General features: G+C 72.0%; 9 protein-coding genes. 5 read left to right on the plus strand and 4 right to left on the minus strand.

What is annotated here, in order from left to right:
- Positions 1 to 71: 71 nt before the first annotated feature.
- The gene (locus tag ACIOGZ_RS19750; protein ID WP_363588580.1) at positions 72 to 1244 is read right to left on the minus strand and encodes a PP2C family protein-serine/threonine phosphatase; all 1173 of its coding nucleotides are present in this window, start codon (positions 1242 to 1244) and stop codon (positions 72 to 74) included.
- Between the two features lie 160 nt (positions 1245 to 1404).
- On the opposite strand from ACIOGZ_RS19750, the gene ACIOGZ_RS19755 reads away from it, so the two are divergent.
- The 3 genes from ACIOGZ_RS19755 to ACIOGZ_RS19765 all read left to right on the plus strand — a co-directional run bounded on the left by ACIOGZ_RS19755 (position 1405) and on the right by ACIOGZ_RS19765 (position 5105).
- Complete coding sequence (locus ACIOGZ_RS19755) at positions 1405 to 2343, plus strand: PrsW family glutamic-type intramembrane protease (RefSeq protein ID WP_363588578.1); 939 nt, start codon at positions 1405 to 1407, stop codon at positions 2341 to 2343.
- Between the two features lie 38 nt (positions 2344 to 2381).
- Complete coding sequence (locus ACIOGZ_RS19760) at positions 2382 to 2711, plus strand: heavy-metal-associated domain-containing protein (RefSeq protein ID WP_363588576.1); 330 nt, start codon at positions 2382 to 2384, stop codon at positions 2709 to 2711.
- A gap of 177 nt (positions 2712 to 2888) precedes the next feature.
- Positions 2889 to 5105 carry a heavy metal translocating P-type ATPase gene (locus ACIOGZ_RS19765; protein WP_400986590.1) on the plus strand — a complete coding sequence of 739 codons (2217 nt, stop codon included), beginning with the start codon at positions 2889 to 2891 and terminating at the stop codon, positions 5103 to 5105.
- A 71-nt stretch (positions 5106 to 5176) separates the two neighbouring features.
- Here ACIOGZ_RS19765 and ACIOGZ_RS19770 read toward each other — a convergent pair whose 3' ends face one another.
- The 3 genes from ACIOGZ_RS19770 to ACIOGZ_RS19780 all read right to left on the minus strand — a co-directional run bounded on the left by ACIOGZ_RS19770 (position 5177) and on the right by ACIOGZ_RS19780 (position 10182).
- Entirely contained in the window at positions 5177 to 5896 is a 720-nt protein-coding gene (locus ACIOGZ_RS19770) for an SDR family NAD(P)-dependent oxidoreductase (RefSeq protein ID WP_063349393.1), read from the minus strand.
- A 536-nt stretch (positions 5897 to 6432) separates the two neighbouring features.
- Positions 6433 to 7722: a citrate synthase gene (locus tag ACIOGZ_RS19775; RefSeq protein WP_363632513.1), complete on the minus strand. Its 1290-nt coding sequence runs from the start codon at positions 7720 to 7722 to the stop codon at positions 6433 to 6435.
- Positions 7723 to 7947: 225 nt separating this feature from the next.
- Positions 7948 to 10182, minus strand: a complete 2235-nt coding sequence (locus ACIOGZ_RS19780) for an ATP-dependent RecD-like DNA helicase (RefSeq protein WP_363588570.1) — start codon at positions 10180 to 10182, stop codon at positions 7948 to 7950.
- A gap of 221 nt (positions 10183 to 10403) precedes the next feature.
- On the opposite strand from ACIOGZ_RS19780, the gene ACIOGZ_RS19785 reads away from it, so the two are divergent.
- Both ACIOGZ_RS19785 and ACIOGZ_RS19790 read left to right on the plus strand, forming a co-directional pair.
- Positions 10404 to 11195 (plus strand): VOC family protein, encoded by a 792-nt coding sequence (locus ACIOGZ_RS19785; protein WP_363588568.1) that lies wholly within the window; start codon positions 10404 to 10406, stop codon positions 11193 to 11195.
- 91 nt (positions 11196 to 11286) lie between these two features.
- Positions 11287 to 11739 (plus strand): GNAT family N-acetyltransferase, encoded by a 453-nt coding sequence (locus ACIOGZ_RS19790; protein WP_363588566.1) that lies wholly within the window; start codon positions 11287 to 11289, stop codon positions 11737 to 11739.
- The last annotated feature ends 123 nt before the right edge of the window (positions 11740 to 11862 follow it).

Consider the following 11862-nt stretch of genomic DNA (forward strand, 5'->3'; position numbering starts at 1 on the left):
CTCGCGCGGGCGCCCGCGCGAGGAGAGAGGGTCTCTGGCCCTCAGCCGTCCGGCCCTCAGCCGCCTGGCCGTCAGCCGTCCGTCCTGGTGATCAGCAGCAGCAGGGCGTCGTCCCGCAGTTCCCCGCCCGTGTGCGCGAGCAGGTCCGCGTACACCCGCCCCACCGCCGCCTCCAGATCCCCTTCCGACCGTGTGGCGCCCCGCACCAGCGGCCCGACCCGCTCCGCCAGCGGGTAGAACTCCCCGCTCTTGCGGTGCCGCGCCTCGACCACCCCGTCCGTGCAGAGCACCAGGACGTCCTCCGCCCCGAACGGCTGGTCCCAGCTGGCCGGTTCGCCGGTCGCCAGCCGTCCGAGACCGAGCGGCACCCAGGGGTCGGGGGCGTCCAGCACGTGCGCCCGCCCGTCGCCGTCGACCCGGATCGGCGGAACGTGCCCGTACTGCAGCAGTTCCATCACCCCGGGCGTGCGGAACTCCGCGAACAGCGCGGTGGTGAACTCCCCGTCCGGGACGTGCCGCTCGACGCTGGCCTCGATCCGCGCCGCGACGCCCCGCAGCCCGGCCTCGTCGTACGCGGCCTCCCGGAACGCGCCCAGCACCACGGCCGCGGTCTGCACGGCGGAGAGCCCCTTGCCCCGGACGTCCCCGACCGCGACCCGGGTGCCGTGCGGTGTCTCCAGCACCGAGTACAGGTCCCCGCCGATCCGTGAGGCGTCGGCCGCCGACACGTACCGGACGGCCAGCCGCAGCGGCCCGACGGCCGGCCCGGGCAGCCGCAGCAGGGCCCGCTGGGCGGCCTCGGCGACGGAGCTGACGGCCGCGAAGGCCGCCGCGCGCCGCATCCGGATCTTGGCGACCCAGGCGGAGAAGACCGTCAGCACGGCGTAGCTGACCATCGCACCGTAAAGGAAGCGTGCGTCGTTGATGTTGTCGACCTGGTCGTAGTGGCTGAGCCCGAAGACCGCGAGCAGACCGAGCGCGCAGACGGCGAGCAGTTCGCCCGGTCTGAGGGTGAGCGCGGCGGCGGCCGGGACGACGGTCATCAGCGGTGCCAGGTAGCGGTCCTTGCCGGAGAGGAGGTCAGCGAGTGCGACCAGGAGCACGGCGAGCAGCGCCGGGCTGGCGCGCCGCCAGAACGGCACGTCCTGGAGGTCGGCGGCCAGCAGGGCGCCGCGCCGCCGGTCCGGCGGCAGCCCGGCGGCGCTGGGGGCCGAGGGGGACTGGGCACGGCGGGTCGGGAACACATACCGAACATAAGGGACGTTCGCGGCGCCCACCCGCCCGCCTACCGCGTTTCCGTCCACCGCGTCCGCCGACCCGCCGCACGAGCGCCCCGATCGCCCCCAAATGCCCCATTTGTCATACAGTTCGACCAAAGCGGCTACCCCGAGGAGGCCCCGTCCGGTGTCCGGCTACCGCAACACCCCCCGCATCTCCGACGCCCCGGCCCGCACGACGGCCACGTCCGACCACTGGCTGAAGGTCTTCGCCGTCGGCCTGCTGCTCTGGGGCGCCACCGTCGTCGTCACGTTCCTCACCGGGAACAGCAACCTCGTCCCGACGATCGTGCTGCTCGGCAGCTTCCTGGTCCCGGCCACCCTGGTGATCTGGGCCTACGAGCGCTACGCCGGCGACCTCGGCCCGGACCGGCTCTTCGCCTGCTTCGGCATCGGCGGCATCATCGGCGTCCTGGGCGCCTCGGTGCTGGAGAGCTACCTGGTCTCGCCCTCGGCCTGGATGTACGTCACCGTCGGCCTGATCGAGGAGGCGGCCAAGCTGGCCGCCCTGGTCATGGTGAGCCGCCGGCTGCGGGTCAGCGGGCTGCGGCACGGGCTGGTGCTCGGCGCCACCGTCGGCGCGGGGTTCGCCGCGTTCGAGAGCGCCGGGTACGCGTTCAACGCCGTGCTGAGCATCCAGGGACTCTCGCTCGAGGACCTGGTCGAGACGGAGATCCTGCGCGGGGTGCTCGCGCCGGTCGGCCACATCCTGTGGACGGCGATCATCGGCGGGGTGCTGTTCAGCGAGCGCCGCGGCGGGCGGTTCCGCTTCACCACCCCGGTCGTCGTCACCTACCTGGGCGTATCGGTGCTGCACGCGCTCTGGGACAGCACGAGCGGCATCGCCGTCTGGCTGGTCGCCAAGACCACCGCGAGCTCCTGGCAGCGCGCGCTGTTCGAGCTCGGCCACATGCCCGATCCCACCAGCGAGCAGGTGCACCTGTACACCCTCTACGACACGGCCGGACTGCTCGTGGTCTCCTTGGGCGGGCTGCTCTGGCTGCGGCTGCTGATCCGGCGCGAGCGCGCGCCGATCCCGGCTCAGCTCCCGGCCTCCCCGGCCTGAGGCGGTCCGGCGCATACGCTCGACCGGCGCACGCGTCCGTGACGCGCGCCACTTCACCCGCCCCTCCCGGAAATACCCCTGAGGGGTATGGTGTTGTCAGAGTAGAGCCCGGGCCGACGCCCGGGGCGCCACACCTCCCGGAGGCCCGGATGTCCAGCACCACCACCTACACCGTGACCGGCATGAGCTGCGGCCACTGCGAGAAGGCGATCAGCGAGGAGCTCTCCGCCCTCACCGGCGTCACCGAGGTCGCCGCCGACTCCAAGGCCGGCACCGTGACGGTCTCCTCCCTCGCCCCGCTGGACGACGACCAGGTCCGCAGCGCCGTCGACGAGGCCGGCTACGAACTGGTCGGCCGCAGCGCCTAGGCCTCCCTGCACACCCGGTACGGCGGGGCCCGGGCAGCGGACCCCGCCGTACACCCCCACCGAGGAGCTGCCGAGGAGCCGATCCGCATGAGCGAGCGAAGCGAACTGGTCACCACCGCCCCCGGCGTCCAGGGCACCCCCGGGGTCCGGGACCGGGTCGAGCTGTCGATCGGCGGCATGACCTGCGCCTCCTGCGCGACCCGGATCGAGAAGAAGCTCAACCGGATGGACGGCGTCGAAGCCACCGTCAACCTCGCCACCGAGAAGGCCCGGGTCGACTACGGCCCCGGGGTGACGGTCGAGGACCTGATCGCCACCGTCGAGCGCACCGGCTACACCGCCGAGCTCCCGCCGCCCCCGGCCCCCGCCCTCCCGACCGGCGCCGACGCCGACGTCAGTAGCGGTGCCGGTACCGACACCGCCGACCCGCTGTACGACCGACTGCTGATCAGCGCCGTCCTCAGCGTCCCGGTGGTCATGCTGTCGATGATCCCGGCCCTCCAGTTCGCCAACTGGCAGTGGCTCGCCTTCGCCCTCACCGGCCCGGTCGTGGTCTACGGCGGCCTGCCGTTCCACCGCGCCGCCTGGACCAACCTCAAGCACGGCGCCGCGACCATGGACACCCTGGTCTCGCTCGGCACCCTGGCCGCCTTCGGCTGGTCCTTCTGGGCACTGTTCTGGGGCCACGCGGGCCTGCCCGGCATGCACCACGACTTCTCACTGGCGATCGGCGACACCGACGCCTCGTCCACCCTCTACCTGGAGACGGCCGCCGCCGTCACCGTGCTGATCCTGCTCGGCCGCCACCTGGAGGCCCGCTCCAAGCGCCGGGCCGGGGCCGCCCTGCACGCCCTGCTCGACCTCGGCGCCAAGGACGTCACCGTGCTGCGCGGCGGGGCCGAGGTCCGGATCCCGGTCGGCGGCCTGGCCGTGGGCGACCGGTTCGTGGTCCGGCCGGGCGAGAAGATCGCCACCGACGGCACGGTGGTCGAGGGCGGATCGGCGGTGGACGCCTCGATGCTCACCGGCGAGTCCGTACCGGTCGAGGTCGGCGTCGGCGACCAGGTCACCGGCGCCACCGTCAACGCCGGCGGCCGGCTGGTCGTCGAGGCCACCCGGATCGGCGCGGACACCCAGCTGTCCCGGATGGCCCGACTGGTCGAAGAGGCCCAGAACGGCAAGGCCGCCGCCCAGCGCCTCGCCGACCGGATCTCCGCCGTCTTCGTCCCGGTCGTCATCCTGCTCGCGCTCGCCACCCTGGTCGGCTGGCTCCTGGCCGCCGACAGCCCCACCGAGGCGTTCACCGCCGCCGTGGCCGTGCTGATCATCGCCTGCCCGTGCGCCCTGGGCCTGGCCACCCCGACCGCGCTCATGGTCGGCACCGGCCGCGGCGCCCAGCTGGGCATCCTGATCAAGGGCCCCGAAGTACTGGAGTCCACCCGCAAGGTCGACACCGTCGTCCTGGACAAGACCGGCACCGTCACCACCGGCCGGATGACCCTGCTCGCCGTGCACACCGCCGAGGGCGTCGGCGAGACCGAGGCGCTGCGCCTGGCCGGCGCCCTGGAGCACGCCTCCGAGCATCCGATCGCCGCCGCGATCGCCACCGCCGCCGCGGAGCGGACCGGCGCGCTGCCGCCGGTCGAGGACTTCCGCAACCTCCCCGGAAGGGGCGTGCAGGGCGTCGTCGAGGGCCGGGCGGTGGTGGCCGGGCGCGAGGCCCTGCTCGCCGACCGGGCCCAGCACCTGCCGCCCGTCCTGGCCCGCGCCAAGGCCGCGGCCGAGGCGGCCGGGCGGACCGCGATCGCGGTGGGCTGGGACGGCGAGGCCCGGGCCGTCCTGGAGGTCGCGGACGCGGTCAGGCCGACCAGCGCCGAGGCGATCGCCCGGCTGCGCGCGCTGGGCCTGCGTCCGGTGCTGCTGACCGGCGACAACCGGGCGGTCGCCGAGGCCGTCGCGGCCGAGGTCGGCATCGCCCCGGCGGACGTGGTCGCCGAGGTGCTGCCCGAGGACAAGGTCGCCACCGTCAAGCGGCTCCAGGCCGAGGGCAGGGTCGTGGCGATGGTCGGCGACGGCGTCAACGACGCGGCCGCCCTCGCCCAGGCCGACCTGGGCCTGGCGATGGGCACCGGCACCGACGCCGCGATCGAGGCCGGCGACCTCACCCTGGTCCGCGGCGACCTGCGCTCGGCGGCCGACGCCATCCGGCTCTCCCGCCGCACGCTCGGCACCATCAAGGGCAACCTGTGCTGGGCCTTCGGCTACAACGTGGCAGCGATCCCGCTGGCCGCCGCCGGGCTGCTCAACCCGATGATCGCGGGGGCCGCGATGGCCTTCTCCTCGGTCTTCGTGGTCACCAACAGCCTGCGCCTGCGCCGCTTCCAGCCCGCCTGACCCGCCCACGCGACGCGGAAGGGCCCGGACCGCCCGGTCCGGACCCTTCCCGGCGCCAACGCGCCGACGCGTCAGCGCCCGAGCAGCTCGCCGCCGTTGCAGTGCAGGATCTCGCCGGTGATGAACCCGGCCTCGGGCGAGGCCAGGAAGTAGACCGCGGCCGCGACCTCACCGGTCTCCCCGATCCGGCCCAGCAGGGTGCGGGCCGCCCGGCGGGAGACCTCGGCCTCGTCCAGCCGGGGGCCGAAGAACTCGGTGCCGGCCACCGTCCCGGGCGCGACGATGTTGGCGGTGATCCCGGAGGTGCCCAACTGGGCGGCCAGGAAGTGGTTCCAGGCGTGCAGCGAGGCCTTCGCCGCGCCGAACGAGCCGGCCCCGCGCAGGGCGGCGATCGAGCTGATGGTGACCACCCGGCCGGCGCCGGGGGTGAGCCGGTCCCGGATCGACTCGGTGAGCAGCACCACGGTCAGCACGTTGCGCTCGAAGTCACCGCGCCAGCGGGCCAGCAGGGCGTGCGGCCCGGCGCCGATCACGGTCTCCCGGCTGCCGGCGTTGTTGACCAGGACGTCGATCCGCTCGGGCAGTTCGGCGAGCGCGGCCTCGACGGCATCGGGGTCGGCGAGATCGCACACCAGCGGGGTGACGTTCGGCCCGAGGTCCGCCGCGGCCTTCTCCAGGACCGCGCGGCGGCGGCCCACGATCACGACCCGTTCGCCCGCCTCGGCGAACCGCCGCGCGACTTCGTACCCGATTCCCGTGCCACCGCCGGTGACAACGACGTTCCTGGCCATCTGCGCACTCCCTCCCCAGCTCCGCCGCCACGCTGCGAGGGTGCGGGACGGTCCGTACCGGAATGCCACGATTCCTATCACGCTCGGTTGCCGTGACTGCGGGGAGGGTGACGTCGCGCGCGCGGGAACGTGTGATATGGGCTCGGCACGACGTGCACACGGAGCGTGGCGAGAGGCAGCTCACACCCCCCGGGCGTAACTTCTCGCACCCTGATACGTCTTAGGTTGGTAGTGCGGCAGTTTTCCGATGGGCGGAGACGCGACGAACGGCAATGCGTCCCCGCGCTTCCACCGACTGCCGCCGACGGGGCTCCGGCGGGCCCCGGGACGGTCGTCGACCTTGACGGCCTTCGCGCACGACGCCGGGGTTGCGGCGGGTCAGGGACGCTTTGAGCGGCCGTCCCCGGCTTCGGCCCGGCCCCGGAGTCGTGCGCCGTACGGTTCCGTCCCCGCGCGGGCGCCCACCCGGGCCCACCGCACGGGGACGCGGAAGGGCCCGGCCGCCATCTGGCGGCCGGGCCCTTCCGGGTGCAGCGTCAGCGGTCGCCGAGGGCGACGTAGTCGCGGATCTCGACGCCGGTGTAGATCTGGCGCGGACGGCCGATCCGGCTGGTCGGGTCGTTGATCATCTCGTGCCAGTGGGCGATCCAGCCCGGCAGCCGGCCGAGGGCGAACAGCACGGTGAACATGCTGGTCGGGAAGCCCATGGCGCGGTAGATCAGGCCGGTGTAGAAGTCCACGTTCGGGTAGAGCTTGCGCGAGATGAAGAAGTCGTCCTTGAGGGCGTGCTCCTCCAGCTTGAGCGCGATGTTCAGCAGCTCGTCGTTCTTGCCGAGCTGGCCGAGGACCTCGTGCGCGAGCAGCTTGACCTGCGCGGCGCGCGGGTCGAAGGCCTTGTAGACGCGGTGGCCGAAGCCCATCAGCTTGACGCCGGCTTCCTTGTTCTTCACCTTCGTGATGAACGCGTCGACGTCGCCGCCGTCCTTCTGGATGCTCTCCAGCATCTCCAGCACGGCCTGGTTGGCGCCGCCGTGCAGCGGGCCCCAGAGCGCCGAGATGCCCGCCGAGATCGAGGCGAACAGGTTGGCGTGGCTGGAGCCGACCAGGCGCACGGTGGAGGTCGAGCAGTTCTGCTCGTGGTCCGCGTGCAGGATGAGCAGCTTGTCCAGGGCGTTGACGATCACCGGGTTGAGCTCGTAGTCCTCGGCGGGGACGGCGAAGGTCATCCGCAGGAGGTTCTCGACGTAGCTCAGGTCGTTGCGCGGGTAGACGAAGGGCTGGCCCATCGCCTTCTTGTACGCGTAGGCGGCGATCGTCGGCAGCTTGGCGAGCAGGCGGACGGTCGACAGGTGGCGCTGGCCGGCGTCGAACGGGTTGTGGCTCTCCGGGTAGAACGTGGAGAGCGCGCCGACCACCGAGGACAGCATGGCCATCGGGTGGGCGTCCCGCGGGAAGCCCTGGAAGAAGCGCTTGACGTCCTCGTGCAGCAGGGTGTGCTGGGTGATCTCGCGGTTGAACTCGGCCAGCTGGACCGCGTTGGGCAGCTCACCGTTGATCAGGAGGTACGCGGTCTCGATGAAGCCGCCCTGCCCTGCGAGCTGCTCGATCGGGTAGCCGCGGTACCGCAGGATGCCGTTGTCACCGTCCACGAAGGTGATCGCGGACTTGTACGCGGCGGTGTTACCGAAGCCGTTGTCCAGGGTGACCAGGCCGGTCTGCGGGAGCAGCTTCGAGATGTCGAAGCCGGCGTTGCCCGCAGTGCTCTCGACGACGGGGTACTCGTACTCGCCGTCCTGGTACCGCAGTACTACCGAGTTGTCGCTCACGTCTTCCTCACCGACGAAATGAATCCTCTTCCAAGGTGCCCTGACTGTCTCTACCATCCCCCATCTGGAGGACAGCCGCGCACCCGGGGTGGCCCGAAAGGGCCCGCCCCTACAAAACCTGCTGCCGCAGCCGGTACGAACCGGACAAGATCGGCACCACCCTAGGCTCTGCCGTAAATCTCTTCACGTCAAGAGAACATTAGAGGCAACCATCCTGTTGGATAATCATCCAGTTGCCAGTCGATGATCGAGCGCCGCATGCCGTCGACCTGCACTGACGGTTCGCACGGCCTGGGCGATCGCCTTCCGTGACCCCACCAGTACCACCAGTTTCCTGGCCCTGGTCACAGCGGTGTAGAGCAGGTTTCGCTGGAGCATCATCCAAGCGGACATGGTGACCGGAATCACCACGACCGGGTACTCGCTGCCCTGCGAGCGGTGGATCGTGACCGCGTACGCGTGGGCCAGCTCGTCCAGTTCGTCGAAGTCGTACGGCACCTCCTCGTCCTCGTCGGTGAGCACCGTCAACCGCTGGTCGTCCACGCTGAGGGCGGTCACCACTCCCACTGTGCCGTTGAAGACCCCGTTGCGCCCCTTGTCGTAGTTGTTGCGCACCTGCGTGACCTTGTCCCCCACCCGGAACGTGCGCCCGCCGAACCGCCGCTCCGCCAGCCCCTCCCGGGCCGGCGTCACCGCCCCCTGGAGCAGCGTGTTCAGGTTCCCCGCCCCGGCCGGACCCCGGTGCATCGGCGCCAGCACCTGGACGTCCCGCCGCGGGTCGAAGCCGAACCGCTGCGGGATCCGCCGCGCCACCACGTCCACCGTCAGGCCGGCCGCCAGCTCCGCGTCGTCCTCCGCGAACAGGAAGAAGTCCGGCAGACCGTCCGTCAGCGGCGGCCTCCCCTCGTTGATCCGGTGCGCGTTCGTCACCACCCCCGACTGCTGGGCCTGCCGGAAGATCCTGGTCAGCCGCACCGACGGGATCGGGCCGCCCTCCGCCAGCAGGTCCCGCAACACCTCGCCGGCGCCCACCGACGGCAGCTGGTCCACGTCCCCCACGAACAACAGGTGCGCCCCCGGCGGCACCGCCTTGACCAGCTTGTTCGCCAGGATCAGATCCAGCATCGAGGCCTCGTCCACCACCACCAGATCGGCGTCCAGCGGCCGGTCCCGGTCGTACGCGGCGTCCCCGCCCGGTTTCAGCTCCAGCAGCCGGTGCACCGTCGAGGCCTCCGCCCCGGTCAGCTCCGCCAGCCGCTTCGCCGCCCGCCCGGTCGGCGCCGCCAGCACCACCTTCGCCCGCTTGGCCAGCGCCAGCGTCACGATCGACTTCACCGTGAACGACTTGCCGCAGCCCGGACCACCCGTCAGCACCGCGACCCGCTCGGTCAGCGCCAGCCGCACCGCTTGCTCCTGCTCCGGCGCGAGATCGGCCCCGGTGCGCTTCGCCAGCCACTCCAGCGCCACCGGCCAGTCCACCCCGCCGAACCACGGCATCCGGTCGGAATCCGAACGCAGCAACCGCAGCAGCTGGTTGGCCAGCGAGATCTCCGCCCGGTGGAACGGCACCAGGTACACCGCGGTGATCGCCTCGCCCGCCTCCCCCGGCACCGACTCCCGCACCACCCCCTCCGCCGCGACCAGCTCCGCCAGGCAGTCGATCACCAGGCCCACGTCCACCTGCAGCAGCTTCACGCCGTCCGCGATCAGCCGCTCCTCCGGCAGGTAGCAGTGCCCCTGGTCGCTGCTCTGCGACAGCGCGTACTGCAACCCCGCCTTCACCCGCTCCGGGCTGTCGTGCGGGATCCCCACCGCCTGGGCGATCCGGTCCGCCGTCAGGAAGCCGATCCCCCACACGTCCGACGCCAGCCGGTACGGCTCGTTCCTCACCACTCCGATCGAGGCGTCGCCGTACTGCTTGTAGATCCGCACCGCGAGCGAGGTCGACACCCCGACCCCCTGGAGGAAGACCATCACCTCCTTGATGGCCTTCTGCTCCTCCCAGGCCGCCGCGATCTTCTTCGTCCGCTTCGGCCCCAGCCCCGGCACCTCGATCAGCCGGCCCGGCTCGTTCTCGATCACCTCCAGGGTGTCCACCCCGAAGCGCTCCACGATCCGCTCGGCGAACCGCGGCCCGATCCCCTTGATCAGCCCCGAACCCAGGTACCGCTGGATGCCCTGCACCGTCGCCGGCAGCACCGTCGTGTAGTTCTCCACCGTGAACTGCCGCCCGTACTGCGGATGCGAGCCCCACCGCCCGTGCAGCCGCAGCGACTCCCCCACCTGGGCTCCCAGCAGCGCGCCCACCACCGTCAGCAGGTCGTTCCCACCCCTGCCGGTGTCCACCCGGGCCACCGTGTAACCGGTGTCCTCGTTGGCGTACGTGATCCGCTCCAGCACGCCCTCGACCTGCGCGAGCTGGCGCGGCGCCTCCTGCCCCGACTGCGCCTGCCTGGCCACCGGAACCCCCTTCGACCGGTACGGGTGGACCTTTCGTTACGCACCGTACCGCCCGGCCACGACAAGCCCGCACCCGCGCCGGACCACCCCCGCGGCGGGACCGCCTCCGGGCCCCTGCCGAGCAGCGCCCCGCCGTGCAGCGCCCCCGCCGAGGTGCCAGGCTGGGACGGGCAGGGGGGCACGATCGCGCCCGTACGGGCCCCGTCCGAGGAGCAGTGCCCATGCTCAACACCTCCTTCCGCCCCGGCTCCCCCGACTGGCTCGACCTGGGCAGTCCCGACACCCGGGCTTCCGTCGACTTCTACACCGCCCTGTTCGGCTGGACCTTCGACCCGGCCGGCCCCGAAGCCGGCGGGTACGGCTTCTTCCAGCTCGACGGCCGGACGGTCGCCGCCCTCGGGCCGCTCGCCGAGGAGGGCTCCCTGCCCGCCTGGACGCTGTACTTCGCCACCCTCGACGCCGACCGCACCACCGAACTCGTCGAACAGGCCGGCGGGCACGTCCGGTTCACCCCCTTCGACGTCTTCACCGCGGGCCGGATGGCCGGCTACACCGACCCGACCGGCGCCGAGTTCGCCGTCTGGCAGCCGCACGACACCCACGGCCTGGAGGTCGTCAACGAGGAGGGCAGCCTCTGCTGGGCCGAGTGCTACAGCGTCGACGCCGAACGCGCCAAGACCTTCTACCGGACCGTCTTCAGCTGGCAGGAACAGGACGTGCCGCTCGAAGGCACCTCCTACACCGTCCTCACCCCCGCCGGCGCCGGCAGCGACGACGCCCACGGCGGCATCATGCAGCTCGGCCCCGAACAGACCGCCCGCGGCACCACCTCGCACTGGCTCCCCTACTTCGAGGTTCCCAACGTGGACGCCAGCCTCGCCATCGCCGACAAGCTCGGGGCCACCGTGCGGATCCCCGCCATGGACGTCCACGGCGTGGGCCGCCTCGCCCAGTTCCACGACCCGCACGGCGCCGTCTTCGCCGTCATCACCAGTGCCAAGCCCGGGGAGTGACGGCAAATCACCCCCGAGAAGGGGCCTGAGGGGGCTCTACGGGCAGTGGCGGCGGAGGTGCGGGGAAACAGGGCGCGCCTATCCTCTGATCATGACTGACCTGACGATCCGCCGGGCCACCGCAGAGGACCTGCCGGCGCTAGTGGCCATGCTCGCCGACGACGCCCTGGGTGCCACCCGCGAGAGCCCCGACGACCTCACCCCGTACCGTGCCGCCTTCGCCCGCGTCGACGGCGACCCGCACCAGCACCTGGTCGCCGCCGAGCGCGCCGGCCGGACCGTCGGCACCCTGCAGCTGACCGTGATCCCCGGCATCTCCCGGAAGGGCTCCACCCGGACCGTCATCGAGGCCGTCCGCATCCACGCCGACGAGCGGGGCAGCGGCCTCGGCACCGAACTGATCCAGTGGGCGATCGAGCGTTCCCGCGAACTCGGCGCCGACCTCGTCCAGCTCACCTCCGACGCGACCCGCACCGACGCCCACCGCTTCTACGAGAAGCTCGGCTTCGTCCCGTCGCACGTCGGATTCAAGCTCCAGCTCTGAGGCCTTGAAGTTCCAAAGCCGCGGAAACGCAAAAAGACCCCCTCCCGGACGGGAGGGGGTCTTTTCGGAATAATTGTTCGGCGGCGTCCTACTCTCCCACAGGGTCCCCCCTGCAGTACCATC

Source organism: Kitasatospora sp. NPDC088160 (genome assembly GCF_044741445.1).
GTDB lineage: Bacteria > Actinomycetota > Actinomycetes > Streptomycetales > Streptomycetaceae > Kitasatospora.